The sequence below is a fragment of the Promicromonospora alba genome (assembly GCF_042654905.1).
GTDB classification, from domain to species: domain Bacteria; phylum Actinomycetota; class Actinomycetes; order Actinomycetales; family Cellulomonadaceae; genus Promicromonospora; species Promicromonospora alba.
This window is the reverse complement of record NZ_JBHSFI010000003.1, coordinates 476,236-493,133: the sequence shown is the minus strand read 5'-3', so window position 1 is coordinate 493,133 and position 16,898 is coordinate 476,236. Positions and strand designations below refer to the sequence as shown.

At 71.4% G+C, this 16,898-nt stretch carries 23 protein-coding genes; 16 read left to right on the top strand and 7 right to left on the bottom strand.

Translation table 11 applies throughout. The annotated features are described in order from the left end of the window. Positions 1 to 7 precede the first annotated feature (7 nt). Entirely contained in the window at positions 8 to 1,162 is a 1,155-nt protein-coding gene (locus tag ACFO6V_RS07445) for a glutamate--cysteine ligase (protein ID WP_377133782.1), read from the top strand. A gap of 19 nt (positions 1,163 to 1,181) precedes the next feature. Here the strand turns inward: ACFO6V_RS07445 and ACFO6V_RS07440 are convergent, their stop codons facing one another. Continuing rightward, complete coding sequence (locus ACFO6V_RS07440; protein WP_377133780.1) at positions 1,182 to 1,844, bottom strand: ANTAR domain-containing protein; 663 nt, start codon at positions 1,842 to 1,844, stop codon at positions 1,182 to 1,184. Positions 1,845 to 2,021: 177 nt separating this feature from the next. On the opposite strand from ACFO6V_RS07440, the gene ACFO6V_RS07435 reads away from it, so the two are divergent. Continuing rightward, entirely contained in the window at positions 2,022 to 2,489 is a 468-nt protein-coding gene (locus ACFO6V_RS07435; RefSeq protein ID WP_377133778.1) for a MarR family winged helix-turn-helix transcriptional regulator, read from the top strand. A 13-nt stretch (positions 2,490 to 2,502) separates the two neighbouring features. On the opposite strand, the gene ACFO6V_RS07430 is transcribed toward ACFO6V_RS07435, so the two are convergent. Next, the gene (locus ACFO6V_RS07430) at positions 2,503 to 3,132 is read right to left on the bottom strand and encodes a TetR family transcriptional regulator (protein ID WP_377133775.1); all 630 of its coding nucleotides are present in this window, start codon (positions 3,130 to 3,132) and stop codon (positions 2,503 to 2,505) included. A gap of 30 nt (positions 3,133 to 3,162) precedes the next feature. Between ACFO6V_RS07430 and ACFO6V_RS07425 the strand changes: the two genes are divergently transcribed. From ACFO6V_RS07425 to ACFO6V_RS07410, 4 genes are all read left to right on the top strand, one after another. Continuing rightward, positions 3,163 to 4,377, top strand: coding sequence for a serine hydrolase domain-containing protein (locus tag ACFO6V_RS07425; protein WP_377133773.1), 1,215 nt, complete (start codon positions 3,163 to 3,165; stop codon positions 4,375 to 4,377). Positions 4,378 to 4,460: 83 nt separating this feature from the next. Then, complete coding sequence (locus ACFO6V_RS07420) at positions 4,461 to 4,997, top strand: TetR/AcrR family transcriptional regulator (protein WP_377133771.1); 537 nt, start codon at positions 4,461 to 4,463, stop codon at positions 4,995 to 4,997. After that, positions 4,994 to 5,395, top strand: a complete 402-nt coding sequence (locus ACFO6V_RS07415) for a DMT family transporter (protein ID WP_377133769.1) — start codon at positions 4,994 to 4,996, stop codon at positions 5,393 to 5,395. Before ACFO6V_RS07420 ends, ACFO6V_RS07415 begins: the two co-directional genes overlap by 4 nt. Continuing rightward, positions 5,392 to 5,718 carry a DMT family transporter gene (locus ACFO6V_RS07410; RefSeq protein ID WP_377133767.1) on the top strand — a complete coding sequence of 109 codons (327 nt, stop codon included), beginning with the start codon at positions 5,392 to 5,394 and terminating at the stop codon, positions 5,716 to 5,718. The genes ACFO6V_RS07415 and ACFO6V_RS07410 overlap by 4 nt, the downstream gene beginning before the upstream one ends. Before the next feature lie 37 nt (positions 5,719 to 5,755). Here the strand turns inward: ACFO6V_RS07410 and ACFO6V_RS07405 are convergent, their stop codons facing one another. Next, entirely contained in the window at positions 5,756 to 6,952 is a 1,197-nt protein-coding gene (locus tag ACFO6V_RS07405) for an acyltransferase family protein (RefSeq protein ID WP_377133765.1), read from the bottom strand. 249 nt (positions 6,953 to 7,201) lie between these two features. Here ACFO6V_RS07405 and ACFO6V_RS07400 point away from each other — a divergent pair, with 249 nt between their 5' ends. From ACFO6V_RS07400 to ACFO6V_RS07390, 3 genes are read left to right on the top strand one after another with little or no spacing between them, the layout of a single operon-like run. Then, positions 7,202 to 8,929 carry a carbohydrate-binding protein gene (locus ACFO6V_RS07400; RefSeq protein ID WP_377133763.1) on the top strand — a complete coding sequence of 576 codons (1,728 nt, stop codon included), beginning with the start codon at positions 7,202 to 7,204 and terminating at the stop codon, positions 8,927 to 8,929. A 34-nt stretch (positions 8,930 to 8,963) separates the two neighbouring features. Beyond that, positions 8,964 to 9,782, top strand: coding sequence for an alpha/beta fold hydrolase (locus tag ACFO6V_RS07395; RefSeq protein WP_377133761.1), 819 nt, complete (start codon positions 8,964 to 8,966; stop codon positions 9,780 to 9,782). Further along, a complete protein-coding gene (locus tag ACFO6V_RS07390; RefSeq protein ID WP_377133759.1) occupies positions 9,779 to 10,576 on the top strand; it encodes a YdcF family protein in 798 nt (265 codons plus the stop codon). The genes ACFO6V_RS07395 and ACFO6V_RS07390 overlap by 4 nt, the downstream gene beginning before the upstream one ends. Before the next feature lie 48 nt (positions 10,577 to 10,624). Here the strand turns inward: ACFO6V_RS07390 and ACFO6V_RS07385 are convergent, their stop codons facing one another. Then, on the bottom strand, positions 10,625 to 11,299 hold the full coding sequence (locus ACFO6V_RS07385; RefSeq protein WP_377133757.1) for a TetR/AcrR family transcriptional regulator: 675 nt from the start codon (positions 11,297 to 11,299) through the stop codon (positions 10,625 to 10,627). A 59-nt stretch (positions 11,300 to 11,358) separates the two neighbouring features. Between ACFO6V_RS07385 and ACFO6V_RS07380 the strand changes: the two genes are divergently transcribed. From ACFO6V_RS07380 to ACFO6V_RS07365, 4 genes are all read left to right on the top strand, one after another. Further along, positions 11,359 to 12,216 (top strand): SDR family NAD(P)-dependent oxidoreductase, encoded by an 858-nt coding sequence (locus ACFO6V_RS07380; RefSeq protein ID WP_377133755.1) that lies wholly within the window; start codon positions 11,359 to 11,361, stop codon positions 12,214 to 12,216. A 113-nt stretch (positions 12,217 to 12,329) separates the two neighbouring features. Beyond that, a complete protein-coding gene (locus ACFO6V_RS07375; protein ID WP_377133753.1) occupies positions 12,330 to 12,767 on the top strand; it encodes a hypothetical protein in 438 nt (145 codons plus the stop codon). 185 nt (positions 12,768 to 12,952) lie between these two features. Next, positions 12,953 to 13,447 (top strand): DUF2975 domain-containing protein, encoded by a 495-nt coding sequence (locus ACFO6V_RS07370; protein WP_377133751.1) that lies wholly within the window; start codon positions 12,953 to 12,955, stop codon positions 13,445 to 13,447. Then, entirely contained in the window at positions 13,447 to 13,674 is a 228-nt protein-coding gene (locus ACFO6V_RS07365) for a helix-turn-helix domain-containing protein (protein ID WP_377133749.1), read from the top strand. The genes ACFO6V_RS07370 and ACFO6V_RS07365 overlap by 1 nt, the downstream gene beginning before the upstream one ends. 97 nt (positions 13,675 to 13,771) lie before the next feature. Here ACFO6V_RS07365 and ACFO6V_RS07360 read toward each other — a convergent pair whose 3' ends face one another. Further along, positions 13,772 to 14,518: an alpha/beta fold hydrolase gene (locus tag ACFO6V_RS07360; protein WP_377133747.1), complete on the bottom strand. Its 747-nt coding sequence runs from the start codon at positions 14,516 to 14,518 to the stop codon at positions 13,772 to 13,774. Between the two features lie 116 nt (positions 14,519 to 14,634). Here ACFO6V_RS07360 and ACFO6V_RS07355 point away from each other — a divergent pair, with 116 nt between their 5' ends. Genes ACFO6V_RS07355 through ACFO6V_RS07345 form a run of 3 tightly spaced genes read left to right on the top strand, consistent with a single transcriptional unit; the run spans position 14,635 to position 16,345 of the window. After that, the gene (locus tag ACFO6V_RS07355) at positions 14,635 to 15,279 is read left to right on the top strand and encodes a GntR family transcriptional regulator (RefSeq protein ID WP_377133745.1); all 645 of its coding nucleotides are present in this window, start codon (positions 14,635 to 14,637) and stop codon (positions 15,277 to 15,279) included. Further along, complete coding sequence (locus tag ACFO6V_RS07350; RefSeq protein WP_377133742.1) at positions 15,255 to 15,713, top strand: hypothetical protein; 459 nt, start codon at positions 15,255 to 15,257, stop codon at positions 15,711 to 15,713. Before ACFO6V_RS07355 ends, ACFO6V_RS07350 begins: the two co-directional genes overlap by 25 nt. Beyond that, on the top strand, positions 15,710 to 16,345 hold the full coding sequence (locus tag ACFO6V_RS07345; protein WP_377133740.1) for a hypothetical protein: 636 nt from the start codon (positions 15,710 to 15,712) through the stop codon (positions 16,343 to 16,345). The genes ACFO6V_RS07350 and ACFO6V_RS07345 overlap by 4 nt, the downstream gene beginning before the upstream one ends. Here ACFO6V_RS07345 and ACFO6V_RS07340 read toward each other — a convergent pair. Both ACFO6V_RS07340 and ACFO6V_RS07335 read right to left on the bottom strand, forming a co-directional pair. Next, on the bottom strand, positions 16,335 to 16,478 hold the full coding sequence (locus ACFO6V_RS07340) for a hypothetical protein (RefSeq protein WP_377133738.1): 144 nt from the start codon (positions 16,476 to 16,478) through the stop codon (positions 16,335 to 16,337). The two genes, ACFO6V_RS07345 and ACFO6V_RS07340, sit on opposite strands and share 11 nt — an antisense overlap. 25 nt (positions 16,479 to 16,503) lie before the next feature. Beyond that, positions 16,504 to 16,860, bottom strand: coding sequence for a hypothetical protein (locus tag ACFO6V_RS07335; protein ID WP_377133736.1), 357 nt, complete (start codon positions 16,858 to 16,860; stop codon positions 16,504 to 16,506). Positions 16,861 to 16,898: the final 38 nt, after the last annotated feature.

The following is a 16,898-nucleotide window of genomic DNA, read 5'->3' as shown; positions in this document are numbered from 1 at the left end:
TGACGCCGTGCGTCCCTTCGGGGTGGAAGAAGAGCTGCTCGTGGTCGACGCCGTCACTCGGCGACCGCTCGCGTCCGCCGAGGGCCTGATCGCGCGGGCCGGGCCGACCGGGCGGCACCGGCTGACGGCGGAGCTGCAGCAGGAGCAGGTGGAGGTCGTCGGGCCGCCTTGCACGACGCTGGCCGAGCAGCTGGCTGCGATCCAGCGGGGCCGGTTCCTGGCTGACGAGGCGGCTCGCGCGGTCGGCGGGAGAGTGGTCGCCCTGGCCACCCCGGTGTGGCCAGGTCTGCCCAACCTCGTGCCCGACGAGCGCTACCGGCGGATCCAGCAGCATGCCGGCCTGCTCGCCGACGAGCAGCTGACGTGCGGCTTCCACGTGCACGTCCAGATCGAGGACCGCGAGGAAGGCGTCGCGGTGCTCGACCGCATCCGCGTCTGGCTGCCGACGCTGCTGGCGCTGAGCGCCAACTCGCCGTTCTGGTACGGCGTCGACTCCGGGTTCGCCAGCTACCGCTACCTGGCCGGGAGCCGCTGGCCGGCCGCCGGGCCGAGCGAGGTGTTCGGCTCCGCGCGGGCCTACGAGCAGCGGTCGCACGCGCTGCTGCGCTCGGGGGCGCCGCTGGACGAGGCGATGCTGTACTTCGACGCGCGCCTCTCGGCGACGTACCCGACCGTCGAGGTCCGCGTCACCGACGTCTGCATGAACCTCGCGCACGCCGCCGTGCTGGCGGCGCTGACGCGCGCCCTGGTGGAGACGGCCGCACGGCAGTGGCGAAAGGGTGAGCTGCCACCGTCCGTGAGCACCGCGGTGCTGCGGGCGTGGACCTGGCGGGCGAGCAGGTTCGGCGTCGACGGGCTGCTCGTCAGCCCGGCCGACGGGGAACCCGTAGCGGCTGGGCCGGTCGTGGCTGACCTGCTCGGCCTGCTCCGGCCCGTGCTCGGCGAGTACGGGGAGCTCGACGTCGTCCGGACGGTGGTGGACGAGATCGTCGCGCACGGCTCCGGCGCACGGCACCAGCGGCAGGCCTTCGCTCGCGACGAGGACCCCTCGGACGTGGTCGACGTCGCGCTCGGCATCGGCACCCCGAACCGGCCCCAAGAGGTCCGCGCCGGGCCGGGAACCGGTCCGGCAGACGCGCACGAGCAGGCCCAGGCGGGCTGAACGGTCTGCCGGTGCGGACCTAGCCGGGAATCTCCGGGTCGGGATCGCTGACCACCAGCGCGCGCAGCAGCGTCTCGGCGACCTCCCGCTGGCTCACGTTGCGATGCAGAGAGGCGGACTCGAGGATACTTCTGGCTTCCAGCTCGCCGCAGTCGTTCGTCTGCATGATCGCGCCGATGGCGCGCTCGATCATGATCGAGTCGGACATCTGCTGGTAGTACCCGGTGGCGCCGTCCTCGAGCTCGGCGAGGCCCAGGTGCAGCCGCACCATGGCCGCGGTGATCTGCGCGTAGCCGTCGGCGGCGGTGAGCAGCTCGCCGGTCCATGGGTCCGGTGCGCGCGAGTAGAGGTTGAGTGCCACGGCGATGTGGTCGTCCACCACCGCGGGAACCGCCGCCGCCGAGACGAAGCCTTCGTGGGTTGCCTGTTTCCGCCAGGCGTCCCACGTCTCCACGTCGCTGATCACCGGGACGACGCCGGCGGTCAGCTGGTCCATGGCGTCGATGCATGGTCCCCTCCCGGCGAGGGACTCGGCCTGGTCACACCGGGCGGCGGCGCCGGTGCTGCTGCCCGCACGCACCGTCAGCCCGAGCTGCCGCACGGTGATGCTGGCCTCGAGGTCTGAGCGGAGCACTGCCGCGGCTCGATGGGCGAGCTCGAAGGGGAACGCGGAGATGCTCATCACAGGGCTCCCATCTGAGTCCGTTGCGTGCGTGGACCCTCCGGATCTTCCGACTTTACGGGTGCGCTTCTCTGCTCGCGCGCGGAGATCTGCTTGACGGGTCAAGACGTTGTCCGAAGGGCTCACCGAGCACCCGGCCGGTAGATGATGCATCACCTACGCGGTACCCTGAATGGCATGAGCGACAACGTGCCCTGGCTGAGTGCGGAGGAGGAGCGGTCTTGGCGCGCCTTCATCCGGCTGCAGCAGAGGCTCTCCCGGCGCCTGACCGCGGGCCTCCAGGCGCAGTCGGGCCTGTCGGGCGCCGACTTCGAGATCTTGGTCGCGCTCACCGACGTCACCGACGGACGCGTGCGGTTCCAGGACCTGGCCGAGGATATCGACTGGGAGCGGAGCCGCCTGTCGCACCAGGTCGCCCGGATGATCAAGCGCGGGCTCGTGGCCCGCGAGGAGTGCGCCGAGGACGGCCGCGGCGCGTTCGTGGTGATCACCGCGCAGGGCCGCGAGGTCATCGAGGCCGCGGCGCCGAAGCATGTCGTGACCGTCCGGAGGCTGGTCGTCGACGCGCTCGGCCCCGATGACCTCGCTGAGCTCGGGCGGATCTCGGGCCGCATCCTCGAACAGCTCGACGCCGAGCCGGGCTGACCGGCGTACTGCCTCAGTCGACGGTCGCCGACCGGAGCGACCGGATCGCTGCCAGCGAGACGTCCCGCAGGGACGTCGGGGCCTGGGTGTCGTGCCAGTGGTCGGCAGCGGCCTCCAGCGTCGCGAGGGCGGCCAGCGCATGGACCCGCGCGCGCAGCCGGTCCTCGCGCCGGGCTGCGGGAAGTGCCTCGACGAGCTCCTCGGCCCGGGCCCTGGCCCGGATGTGTGCGGCGCCGGCGATGGCGGGTACCTCGTTGGCGAGCCTGATCCGGGTCCGCGCATCGCGCTCCGCCTCCTCGGCGGACTCCGCCGGCAGGTGCGCCAGGACGTGCTCGAGGGCCGCCGGGATGTCCAGGCCGGTGCGGATCGCCTCGATGACCGCGTTCGCCAGCTCGTTCTCCAGCGGGTCGTGGAGGACCAGGTTCTCCTTGGTGACGAAGTACCGGTAGACGGTCGCCACCGAGACGTCGGACGCGGCCGCCACGTCCTCGACGGTCACGGCGTCGAAGCCGTGCGTGTCGAAGAGGCCTAGGGCTGCTGCCTGGATGCGGCGTTCCGTCTGCCTGCGCTTGCGCGCCCGCAGGCCGTCCGGTCGCGCTGCGTTGCCGTGCCGTTCTCCCGCGCTCGCGTCCTCTGTCTTCACACCGCTCATGATACCGGCTATCTTTTGAGAGTGACTTTCAAAAAATCGATCGGCGGCCACTGTGAACCCGGTTTCGGTCCTGTCGCGGACCTCCTCGCGGACTTCATCGACTCGGGGCGAGAGGTGGGCGCGTCGCTCGGCGTCTACCGCGCGGGGCGCCCCGTCGTGGAGATCTGGGGCGGGCACGCCGACCGGGCCCGTACGCGTCCCTGGGAGCGGGACACCATGACGCCCATCGCGTCCACCAGCAAGGCGCTCGCCACCTCGGCAGTGCTGCACCTCGTCGACCGGGGCGTGATCGACCTGGAGCGGCCCGTCGCCGACTACTGGCCGGAGTTCGGACAGCAGGGCAAGGCCGAGATCCCGGTGCACCTGGTGCTGGCGCACCGCTCCGGCCTGGCGGCTCTGGACGGCTCGGTCAGCAACGATGACGCCGCCGCGCTCGACGAGGTGCTGCACCGGCTCGAGCGGCAGAAGCTCTGGTGGCGGCCGGGCGCGCGACACGGCTACCACGCCGTCACCTACGGATACATCCTGAGCGGCCTGGTGCGGGCGGTGACCGGACGCACGGTCGGGCGCTACTTCGCCGAGGAGATCGCGACTGCCTACGGGCTCGACCTCTACCTCGGTGTGCCCGCCGGCCAGCACCACCGGATCGCCCCGATGGTCGGTCCGTCACAGAGCCAGGCGTTCCGGTCCCTGCTCAACCCGACGTGGCTCCCGTACGCGCTGGGCGTCCTGGACCGCCGGTCCGTGTCGTACCACGCCACGTTCGGCGGCAGCGCCGCGGGCTTCGACGACCACGACGAGCTCGTCCGGTACGACGTCGAGGACGCGTCCGCCGGCGGGGTGGGCAGCGGGCTCGCCCTCGCGCGCCTCTTCGCCGCGCTCATCGGACCGGTGGACGGACGCCGGATCGTCTCCGCCGGGCTCATGAACGCCGCCCGCCAGCCACAGGCGGCCGGGCGCGACGAGGTGCTGCGCATGCGGACCGACTGGGGCCTCGGCTTCCAGCTCCCGGGCGGCCCGATGTGGCCGAGCGTCGGCGTTCCTGGCCTGTTCGGGCACACGGGTGCGAGCGGTTCTCTCGCGTTCGCCGATCCCGAGCACGAGCTGAGCTTCGGCTACACCCCGAACTACTGGGGCGAGCTCAGCGCGGTCGGCAAGAGGAGCCGGTTCCGGTCCACCGAGCTCACCGAGGCCGTGTACGCCGCCGCCGGCATCAGGCGCTGGCCGGCGCGCTGAGCGGGGCGATCGTGACGCCCGCAACATCGCGGCGGTCTCGTTCTCGCTTGCAAACTTTACCGTACGTACGGTAAAGATAGGGCATGAGGCCGAGTTCCCGCACCGAGATCCTGACCGCCGCGATGCGCGTGGTCGACGCCGTGGGCGGCGCCGACATCACCTACGAGTCGGTAGCCCGAGAAGCCGGCCTGACCAAGGCCGGGCTGATGTACCACTTCCCGTCGAAGGACGCGCTGATGATCGGCGTGATCGAGCACGTCATCGACCTGTGGCAGACCGAGCTGTGCGAAGTCCTTGCCGTCCCGCTCGAGGACTCGACGCTGGCCCAGCGCGTGGACGCCTTCGTGCGGTTCGCGGGGACGGGCGGGGTGACCCAGGGCGAGTTCGTCGTCTTCACCGAGGCGGTCCGGCGTCCCCAGCTCTCCGCCCCGTGGCTGGAATGGCTGCGGGCCTGGTTCGGGTTCGGTGAGGGCACCGACGCGACGTCGCTGATGCTGGTGTGGCTCGCCGCGAACGGCCTGTGGATCGCGGAGTCGACGAACATCCTGACGGTCACGCCCGAGCAGCGCACGGCGCTGCTGGGCCAGATGGCCGACCTGGTCAAGGAGGCTTCCGCATGAGCATGAAGCAGTGGCTCGTCCTGGCCGGAGCGATCGCCCTGGAGGTCACCGCGACGCTCGCGCTGCGCGCGGCGATCGACGACCTCTGGTGGTCGGTCCTCGCGGTCGCCGGTTATGTGGGCGCCTTCGTGGGGCTCTCGGCACTGCTCCGGCTCGGCGCCCCGATCGGCGTCGTCTACGGCATCTGGGCCGCTGCCGGGGTCGCCCTGACCGCCGTCATCGCGTCGGCGGTCTTCGGGGAGCCGTTCACGCTCACGATCGGGTTCGGGATCGCGCTGGTGATCGCGGGCGTCGTCCTGGTCGAGACCGGGCACGAGACACCCGCTGTCGCACCCGCCGCCGCGCTGGCCGACCAGCACGCCGGCCAGCCCAAGCAGACCGTCGAGGAGATCCGATGACGTGGCTCATCCTGGCCGGGGCGATCCTCACCGAGGTCGCCGCGACCCTGTCCCTGCGAGCCTCCGAAGGCCTGCGCAAGAAGGCGTGGATAGCGCCGGTCGCCGTCTTCTACCTCACCGCGTTCTCGCTCCTGACCCTTGCCCTCGCGAACGGGATGCCCGTCGGCATCGCGTACGGGGTCTGGGCCGCCAGCGGGGTGGCCCTGACCGCGGTCGGTGCGCGCGTCTTCTTCCAGGAGAAGCTCACCTGGCGGATGACCGCCGGGATCGTCCTGATCGCGATAGGCGTCTTCGTGATCGAGCTCGGTTCCCAGGCTCACTGACCCGCGTCAGGGGCTGCGGCTCCGACGGCGGGGAGGATCACCTGTTCCCGGTGGTCATCGGCGGCCACGTCCACGGGTGGCGGCGGCCGTTCAGCCACCCGCCGATCCAGGTCGAGCGGACCAGGACGTGGTAGCTCAGCACCAGGACCACGAAGGTGACCACCCAGGTGATGAGCAGCTTGACGATCACGGGCAGGGCGAGGTCGGCCAGCGGGATCTCGATGGCGAGCAGCAGCGGCAGGTGCATCAGGTACATCCAGTACGACGCGTCGGCGAGGTACCGCAGGGTCGGCCGTTCGCCGTTCAGGTAACGGACGCACAGCCCGGTGAGCGCGTAGCACCAGGCTGCCGACGCGAGCGCCGCGACGGGTGCGAGCGCTGCGGCGTTCCCGGTGGGGATGACGTAGAGCACCGCGGCGGACGTCACCACGGCTACCGCCAGGTGGACCCACCGGCCACGGCTCAGCCGGACCAGCGCGTCGGGCCGCGCGTGCAGCGTGTACCCGACGGTGAACGCGCCGACGTACGCGACCAGCACCTCGGCCTCAGGCAGGATGCTCAGCGGCTTGTGGATACCGCCGTCGACGGGCGCGCCTTGCAGGAGGACCGCGACGGCGTACGGCACGGCGGTCAGCAGCACGCCGAGCGGGCCGCTGAACCAGCCGCCGGCCAGCTCGGCGGCAGCCGTGGCGCGCTCGGCGCCCAGGACCCGCCGCAGCACGGCCCGCACGGTCAGGACGATCACGTAGATCTGCAGCAGGACCACGAGGAACCACATGTGCCCGGGGTCCAGGGCGGCCAGGACGGGGTGGACCGAGCTCGGGGGTGCTTGCGGCATCTGCTGACCCCGTGCGGCGGCGCCGACGACAGCGAGGATCCCGATGGGCAGCACCGCCAACGGCCAGAACGCGATCACCGGCAGGCCGATCCGCCGCAGCCGGTCGACGGCGAACACGCGCAGCCCCTTGCGGTGCAGGGTCAGCCGGGCGAAGTAGCCGGCGATCATCATGAACAGCGACATCCGGAACAGGTGGATCACCACCACGCCGTCGTCGGCGGCCGAGGTGGTGACGCTGTCGGTGATGAGCCAAGGGGCATCGACGATGAACGGGAGCAGCGAGTGCAGGACTATCCCGAGCAGCAGCGCACCTCCGCGCAGCGCGTCGAGGCCGTGCACCCTGTTCGCGGATGCTGACGAGGTGGAGGTGGAGGTGGTTGCAGCGGTAGCTGTCATGCCCCGAAGTTACGGCTGGGCGCGGGCGGGCCGCGTCGGCCGATCGTCCACCTCTTGGGTCATCCGAACGGATGATCTTTTGGCCATCCCGCCTTCAGCCGGCCCGCACTGGTAGCCGGCGCCCACGGCCGGTGCCCGTCTTGTCTATCCCGGTCGGTGGCAAGCCTGTTCACCCGTCGGCCATGGACCGGTCACGCGCGTCTCGTAGCCTCGCGCCGCACCGCAGTCCGAGCCGGGGAGCACACGCAGATGTCATCCGTACGAGCACGTATCCGCCGAGGTCTCCTCGCGACCATCGGGACCGGCAGTGTCCTCGCCGGGCTCGCGATCGCACCCGTGGCCTCCGCGGCAGAGGCCGCCCTCACCCTCGACCAGGACGCGATCGGCACCGGCGGGTCCGTCACTGTCACGTTCGACGCCGGTGACGCCGTCTACGAGCGCAACTGGATAGGCATCTACCGCGACGGGGCGGTGCCCGGGGGACCGGCATCGCTCGACTGGCGGTACGTCCCCGAGGCGACGGGAACGGTCACCTGGAGCCCGGGCGACCGGGACGGCTGGACGCACAACGCCGCGTCGATCGGTGCGGGGGACTACGACGTCTACCTGCTCGAGGACGACGGCTACGACGTGCTCGCCGGCCCGGTCGACCTCACTGTCGAGGCCGGCGGGACCGTGCCTCCCGCGGAGCCCAAGCCCGAGGTCGACGGGGTGAGCGAGCTCGACGTGCTCAGCTTCAACGTGTGGCACGGCGGTACGCAGATCGACGACGGCGCCCGGGAGATCGCCGACATCCTGAAGCAGACCGACGCCGACGTCACGTTCATGCCCGAGGTGGGCGACGCCCCGGCGCAGGTCGCCGCGCTGCTCGGCTACGACCACCTCACCGCCACCGACACGGGCATCGTGTCGCGCTACCCGATCCTCGAGTCCAGCACCGTGGACCGGTGGTGGACCAAGGCGGTGCTCGACGTCAACGGGACCGAGGTCGTCGCCTACGGCGGGCACCTGGAGTACCGCTGGTACGCCACCTATCTGCCGCGCGGGTACGGCGGCGCGATCGGGGGCGACTGGCCGGACGGCTGGGACACGTGGAACAAGCTGCCCGCGCCGGTGACGGACGTGGCCGACATCCTCGAGGCCAACCGGCAGTCGGGCCGCCCGGCGACCGCCGCGGCACTGGTCGAGGACGTCGAGGCCGAGCGCGCCGCGGGCCGGATCGCCGTCGTCGGCGGTGACTTCAACGAGCCGTCGGTGCAGGACTGGACCGAGGCGACCGCCGACCTGCAGGACCACAACGGCGTCGTCGTCCCGTGGCAGACGACGCAGACGCTGCTCGACGGGGGACTGGTCGACGCCTTCCGCGAGGTCTACCCCGACCCCGTCGCCAACCCCGGCAGCACGTGGCCGTCGGACAACCCGCTCTTCCCGACGTCGGACCTCACCTGGGCGCCGGAGGCCGACGAGCGCGACCGCATCGACTACGTCTTCGTCACGCCGGACGAGCGCGTCTCCATCGACGACGCGGCCGTCGTCGGCCCGCAGTCGACGATCGTGCGCAACGAACGGGTCGACGACGACAGCGCCGACGTGATCCTCACGCCGGACGCCGTCTGGCCGTCGGACCACAAGGCCGTGCTCGCGTCGTTCAGCATCTGCGACGACGGCTGCGCGCCGGCCGCTCCCGCCTGGGACAGGTCGGCGGTCTACACCGCGGGCGACGAGGTCTCGTACGCGGGCTCGACCTGGCGGTCGGCGTGGTGGGCCAGCGGCAAGGAGCCCGGCGCCCCGTACGGCCCGTGGCAGGAGATCGTGGAGCGCGACGGCGTCGCGCAGTGGACGGCTTCCCGCATCTTCGAGGCGGGCGCGGTGGTCTCGCATGACGGCCGCACCTTCGCGGCGAAGTGGTGGACCCGCAACCAGGAGCCCGGCCACCGGCACGGACCGTGGCAGCTGGTGGACGACGCCCGTCCCTGACCGGGCCGCACCGGTCGGCTGGGACACTTCGACCATGGACACCGGACGCGAGGCGGCCCGGCGCGCCGAGGACGACCTCGGCGTCGCCCACACCTGGGGAGACGGACCCGAGGTCGTCCTCCTCAGCAACCCGCTCGCCGACCCGGTCGCCTGGTCCGCCGGCGTGCGCGGCGACCTCCTGCGCGCCGGCCACCGGGTGACGACGTTCGAGCACCGCCCCGAGCAGGACGACTGGCGCGGCGTCGTCGCCTGCGCCACGGCTTTCGTGGAACGCCGGGAGGCGCCGGTCGCGCTGGTCGGCTGGTCGCAGGGCGCCGCGATCGCACAGGAGGTGGCCCTCGCGGCCCCGGACAGGGTCCGCGCCGCCGTCCTGCTCGCGCCCTACGGGCGGCAGAACCAGATCGACGTCGTCCTCCAGCAGGCCTGGGACGACCTCCTCGACCACGGCACCGACAGCCTGCGGCTCCTCCTGAACCTGCTCACGGCGTTCCCGCCCGAGCGGCTGGCCGACGACGGCTTCGTCGCGCAGCTGCGCGCCGCGCAACACGACTGGGCCGGGCCGCCCGACCCGCGGACACGACGGCGGTCCGCGGCGTTCATCGCGTCCTACCAGGACCGGCTCGCCGACCTGGCCGACGTCGCCGTCCCCTGCCTGGTCCTGGGTTTCGAGCTCGACACCGACACCTTCGCGGCCCGGGCCCGCGAGGTGGCCGACGCGATCCCCGCCGCGGAGTATCTGGAGCTGCCCGGCCTCGGCCACGCGGCTCCCGCCGCGGAGCCGCAGCGGGTCTGGCCGCCCGTTCTCGGTTTCCTCGCGCGGCACCATCCGGCCAACGGGTTGACGCGCATATGACGGACGCCGCGAGCGGCCTCGACCTGCGCCGCCCGGACAAAGGCGCTCGCCCGGCTGCGATCCTCTGGGCGGTCGTCGGGGCGGCCCTGATCCTCGATGCCCTGGTCGTGCTGTTCGTGAGCAGCATGCATACCGGCATCGTCGCGACATTCGTGATCGGCGTCCTGTACGTGTTCCACGGGCTCTCCCGGCACAGGACGCGGCCCGGAGCCCGGCAGGGGCCGGCCCGGTGGCTGCGGATCCTCGTCCCGAGCCTCACTGCGCTGATGCTCCTCGCTTTCGCAGGCCTTGCGGTCTTCGGCAGGATGGACACGGCCTCGCAGGAGGAGGACGCCGTCGTCGTCCTCGGGACGGCAGTGCAGGACGGCGACGTGACACCGGCGCTCCGCTCCCGGCTCGACGTGGCCGTCGACTACTCCGTCGCGAACCCGGACGCCGTCGTCGTGGTCGCCGGAGGCCTGCCGCCCGGAGAAACCGTCACCGAGGCGCTCGCGATGGAGCGGTACCTGGTCACCCGCGGGGTCGCGGAGCACCGGATCATCCAGGAGGGGCGGTCGACCAGCACCTCCGAGAACTTCGGCTACGCGAAGGACCTGCTCGACGCACGCCTCGGCAAGGAGTACACGACGGCCTTCGTCACGAGCGACTTCCACGTGTTCCGTGCGGCCGGGATCGCCCGGGCGGCAGGGGTGCGCGCCACCCACCTGCACGCGGACACTCCGTGGTACGAGGTCCCCGTCGACTACGTGCGGGAAGCTCTGGCCATCGCGAAGTTCGTGGTGACGGGGCGGTGACGTCCCGGGGACCCTCTATGTGGACCGGCCCGGAGACGGTAGGGGGGGTCAGGCCGAGCCGGCTCGCTCTCCGGCCAGGCCGCGCAGCATCGCACCGAGGATCCGGACCAGCCGTGGCTCGACGTCGACCAGGGCGTGCGCGAACCGGGGGTCGGAGCGGTAGAGCGCGGCGACCTCCGGCCCCGGCGTGGCGATCTGGTGGAACGTGCCGGCCATGGAGGTCGACGCCGCGACCAGGTCGACGCCGTCCTGCTCCGTCAGGCCGGGCAGGGCGGCTCGGACGGCGGGCACGATCTGGCCCAGGCCCGCGCCGGTCGTGAGCTTGAACTCGCGGACCTTCTCGACCGACACGTTCCGCTCCAGGTTGAGCGGCGTCTGCGCGAGCAGGTCGCAGAACATCGGGCGGGCGGCGAGGGTCCCGGCGAAGGCCGCGGCGACGGCGTCCGGGGCGGGCTGCTCGATGGCGCGCAGCCGCTCGGCCAGCGCCGGAGCCCAGTCGCGCCAGCCCTCGGCGGTGAGCCGCAGGAAGATCTCCTCGCGCGTCTCGAAGTACCGCAGCATCGCGGACTTGTGCATGCCCACGGCCTCGGCGATGTCGGTCAGCGTGACCTCCCGGATGCCGCGCTCGGCGCCGAGCCGGCGGGCGGCGTCGAGGATCGCGGCCTCGCGGACGAGCTTGGCCTCGGGGGAGCGCGCCCGCTGGAAGTCCCGGGAAGTCGTCATGGTCACATCTTAGCGCAACGGGGTTGCGCAAGTTAGGGCAACAGTGTTTTATTAAAGGCATGCAGCAGACATGGTTCATCACCGGTTCCTCCCGTGGCCTCGGCCGCTCCCTCGCTACCGCCGCGCTCGCCGCCGGCGACCGGGTGGCCGCCACCGCGCGGCGGCCCGAACAGCTCGACGACCTCGTGGCCGAGTACGGCGACCGGGTGCTACCGCTCCGGCTCGACGTCACCGACCGGGACGCGGCCCGCACCGCGCTCGCCGAGGCCGCGGCCCGCTTCGGCCGGATCGACGTGATCGTCAACAACGCGGGCTACGCCAACGTGTCGCCCATCGAGACCACCGACGACGCCGACTTCCGCACCCAGTTCGAGACCAACTTCTGGGGCGTCTACAACGTCTCCAAGGCGGCGATCCCGCTGCTCCGCGAGCAGGGCGGCGGGCTCGTGATCCAGTTCTCGTCGACCGGCGGACGGGTCGGTGGGTCGCCGGGTATCGCGTCCTACCAGGCGGCGAAGTTCGCCATCGACGGCTTCAGCCGGGTGCTGCGCACCGAGACGGCGCCGTTCGGCGTCAAGGTGCTCGTCGTCGAGCCGAGCGGGTTCGCCACCGACTGGGCCGGCGCCTCCATGACCGTGCACGACGCCCCTGCCGGGTACGAGTCCACGGTCGGAGCGATGAACGCGCACATGCGCCAGGGCGGTGCCGGTGCGGCCGGCGATCCCGACCGGGCCGCCCAGATCCTCGTCGCGCTGGCCAAGCGGGACGACCTGCCGACCAACCTGCCGCTCGGCGTGAACGCCACCGAGATGTCCGTGGCGCAGGACCGCCGTCTGCTGGAGTCGGACCTCCGGTGGGCTGCCGTGAGCCGCTCGGCGGACTTCGCGGAGCCGTTCCCGGTCGAGCTCCCGGCCTGACGCCGCACGCGGGCTGGTGTCCGGCAATGCCTCACGATGACACCCGGCTCGTATGAACCACGTCACGGCCTGGAGGCGTCATGCTCCCCGCACCGGTGGACATTGAACGCTTTGTGACTCTCAACCGAAACTCATCGAACCCGTCCGACCGCTCCAACCCGGCCCTGCGCCGCCGTACGGTCTGGAGCACCGCCTCGCGGGGCCTCGGCGCCGCGGGCAGCGCGCTCGCCGTCGTGCTGCTGGCCACGGCATGCACGACGGCCAGCGCGGCGGTGCCGGAACCGCCGTCGACCGCGCCGTCCGCTTCCGCTCAGGAGGCACGCGTGCCGTCGGCACCCACCGACGCCGCTCCCGAGCCCGCCGCTCCCGCGGAGGCGTCGCCGGTCCCGTCCGTCCCGAAGGACGGCGGGGCAGAGCCGAGCACCGCTCCCTCGCCGGCGCCCTCCACGGGCCGTGACGAGTCGAAGCCGGAGCCCATGGACCAGACGGAGCCTCGTCCGGTGCCGACCGTTCCCGGGGAGTCGTCGCCGAAGCTGGCCGTCACCGGCTGAGCGACCCTGGAGGACTGAGCGGCTCCCGGCATCCACGACTGGGAGCCGCTCGTCCGTGCCTGGGGCCGGGTTGCTACCCGGCTCCGGGGCGGCGAAGCCCGACGTCTCGGAGATCGGGTGGCTCATCCATCGAATGTCGCCACTAATCGATTGACTATCGAGCGATTCTCATCGAGAATCGCTGCATGAGTCGCATAGTCTTCAACATGCTCACGCTGCTGATCTTCAGCGGCATCGCCATCAGCCTGTTCGCCCAGGTCGTGATCCTGCCGGGGATCGCTGCCGACGAGGTCAGGCACTTTCCCCCGTATGAGCCCTACCGTGTCCCGCTCCTGGCCGTCGGGATCGCGTTCATCGCGTGCGCGCAGGTATCGCTCGCGGCCCTCTGGGCCCTCGTGTTTCGCGCCCAGGCGGGCATCTTCTTCCGGCCGGGCACTCAGCGCTGGGTGATCACGATCGGTGCGGCGGTCGGCGTCGCGACGCTGCTCACCGCCGGCTTCTTCCTGTACCTCACGTTCGTGGGGATCCCGATGCCCGACGACATGGGGGACCTGGGCCTGTGGATGGCAAGCGGCCTGGGATGTTTCGTCGGCGTCGCACTGCTCGGTGTCGTGTTCGTGACCCATCGGCTCGTCGGACGGGCGACGGACGCACAGACCGAGCTGGACGGCGTGCTCTGATGGCGATAGTCGTCGACATCGATGTGCTCCTGGCGAAGCGGAAGATGTCGGTCGGCGACTTCGCCGATGCGATCGGCCTGAGCCCGGCCAACGTGTCGGTGCTCAAGAACGGCAGAGCGAAGGCGGTCCGGTTCTCGACGCTCGACGCGATCTGTCAGGTTCTCGACTGCCAGCCGGGAGATGTGCTGCGGTGGGTCCCCGACGACGGCGACGCGCTCGGGGCCTGACCGTCAGGCCCCCGCGAGCGTGTCGCCCAGCGGTCAGGCGGGCATGGTTCCGTCGGCGGGCGCTGGCGGAAGCCCGCCGACGGAACCGGCTCGTGCATCACCGAGTGGTGGCCCGGGCTGCGGCGTCGATGATCTCGGCGACGACGGTGGGTCGGGACACGGAGACGGCGTGGGAGGCGTCGATCTCGGTGGTGTGGGATCCGGCGCGCTCGGCCATGAATCGCATGGACTCGGCGGGAATGGCGAGGTCCTGGGTGGTGATGAGGGCCCAGCTGGGGATCGTTCGCCATGCGGCCTTGGTGGCCTTGTCCTCGAGGGCCTTGGCGGCGATGGGCCGCTGGGTGGCGGCCATGCGGTCGGTGATCTCGGGTTCGACGTCGGCTGCGAAGACGCGGCGGAACTCTTCGGGCTTGATGTAGAGGTCGGATCCGGTGCTGCCGTCGGCGGCGGGGAAGGGCCGGGGTGCGAGGGCGGGGCCGAGCTCCCCGCCGGGGTACTTGGCGGCGAGCTCGCCGGTGCTCTCGCCGGGCTCGAGGTGGAAGCTGGCGATGTAGACGAGGGCGGTGACGTTGTCGGCGCCGTCGGCCGCCTCGCTCATCACGGAGCCGCCGTAGGAGTGCCCGGCGATGACCACGGGACCGTCGATGCTGTCGATGACGCTGCGGAGGTAGGCGGCGTCCTCGGCAAGGCCGCGCAGGGGGTTCGCGACGGCGATGGACCGGTAGCCGCGTCCGCTGAGATCGGTGATGACGCCGTCCCAGCTCGCGGACTCGGCGAACGCGCCGTGCACCAGGACGACGGTGGGCGTGGTGGTGGAAGAGGTGGTCTCGGTCGGGGTGCTCATGGTGGTTCCTCTCGAGTCAGGTTGATCTGCTGCTGTCAGCAGAATGCAATATATTGCACGCCCGTGTCAACGCCCCGCTGCTTGCGGTTGTTCCCAGCCGGGGCGCAATATATTGCATGCCTATCCCGCAGAACGCCCCGACGATCGACCGCCGCCTCCTCCGGGACGACGTCTACCGCCGGCTCCGCGACGCCATCGTCGACGGCACCTTTGCCCCCGGTGAGCAGCTGCGCGACGTCGACCTCGCCGCCTGGCTCGGGGTTAGCAGGACCCCTGTTCGGGAAGCGCTGCTGCGCCTGGCGGAGGCCGGCCTGGTCTCGGCTCAGCCTGGGCGCTCGACGACGGTCACGTCGCTCTCCGAGAGCGCCGTCCGAGATGCTCGTGACGTCGTCGCGGCCATGCACCAGCTCGCGGTCCGCGAGTCCGTCGGGAACCTCACCGAGGCCGATCTCGACACGATGCGCCAGGCCAATCGCCGGTTCCGCGAGGCGATCACCGCGGGCGACATCGAGGCCGCCCTCACCGCGGACGACGAGCTGCACGCCGTCCCCGTCACCGCGGCGTCCAACCAGGCGCTGGCCACGGTGCTCGACCAGTTCACGCCCGTGCTGCGCCGGGCGGAGGTGCTGCGGTTCTCGTCGGTGAGCGGGAGCGCGTCGGCGGACCGGCACGACGACCTCATCCAGGCCCTCGCCGACGGCGACGCCGACCGTGCCGCACAGATCGCGGCCGGCACGTGGAGCACGCTGGGCCCCCGCTGAACGACCTGACGCGCCGCCCTGTCGCCGGGTACGAGTGGATCGAGGCCGACCACGCCCGCGAGCTACGCGCTCGGCACGAGTTCTTCGACGTCGTCGACGCGGAAACGATCGAGGACGGCCTGCCCCGGCCCCGGTGGGTGATCCACTCGTCCGCCAGCTTCGGGGTCGACTTCCTCGACGTTCACGGGTCGATCTGGCGCACCGTCATCTACCGCTGGACCGATGAGCGGCTGTGGCGATCGACGACCACCGACTACACGTATCCAGACCGCGAGCAGCACTGGGATCTCCCCGACGTGACACTGGAAGTTGAGGCATCGGTCCTGCCTGACGGAACCGGCCAGCTCATCGTCGATGACGCTACCGCCGGTACGAGGTCCGTCACTGAGTTCAAAGTTCACGACGTGGATCTCTGGCAAGGTAGGCGAACATGACAGGTGCTTCAGTCCCGGGCGTCACGATCCACGAAGCCATGGGGGCGCTCGCTGCGCAGCGGCCCGTGTTCCACAGCGAAGCGGACTTCCAGTTCGCCCTGGCCACGGCTCTCCAGAACGCCTTGCCGAACGCTGCGGTGCGGCTGGAGGTGCCGCGGCGACTCGACACGGGCCGTACCGAGTACCTCGACCTGCAGTGCACGACGGCGGACGGCGTCACCACGGCGATCGAGCTCAAGTACTTCACACGCGCCTGGTCCGGCACGGTGAACCAGGAGGAGTACCAGCTGCGCGCCCACGCGGCAAGGGACCTGGCGCGCCTGCACTACGTGCACGACGTCGTCCGCCTGGAGCGGCTCGCCGACTCCACCGGCGCCCGCGGGATCGCGGTGATGCTCACGAACGAGCCCGCGCTCTGGACCCCGCCGACCAAGCCGGTCACCACGCGCGACGCCGCGTTCCGTCTCCACGACGGCGTCACGCTCACGGGTGTCCTGGACTGGGGACCGGGCTTCCGTCCCAACCGCCGCGAGCTTCGTGGAACGTACGGCGTGCGCTGGAGCGACTACTCCGCCATCGACGACGGCCCAGGCGGGGCGCTGCGTTGGACCGCTCTCGAAGTCACGCCCTAGTGCCGCTGGTGTCCTGGAAGACCTGGCACCCCCCGCACGCGCGCCGGGCGAACTCGTCGGCCGTGACCGGATCCAGCGACGCGACGAACTCCTCCTCAGGCATCCCGAGCAGGTCGGAGCCTTCGACCGTCACATAGCACGGTCGGTCCTCCGTGGACTCACCCGCCGTCGCAGGCGGACCCGGCGCACGGCACGTCGAGGCTCGCGACCTCGCTCCTGGACCGGCAATATCTCCCGTCGCTGCTCACGAGCGCGGCGCTGTAGCCGGTGACGGTCTGGTCGCTGAACGCCGGCAGGTCGGCGGACCCGGCGAACAGCATTGTCGCGACACCCTCCGCGTCCGTCTCTGCGTTCGCGGCGACTCCGCCCTCCTCGTCGCCGTCCTCGCTCGTGTGATGGACGAAGAACGCCACGTCGGCACCGGGGACCGGGGCGCCGTCGGCGAGGATCGTGGCGGTCAGCTCGACCGGATCCTCCGGACTGACGGTGGCGACGTCCGCGACGGCGATCGACACCTCCTGGCACCCCTGTTCACGTCCCGCCGAACAGCTCG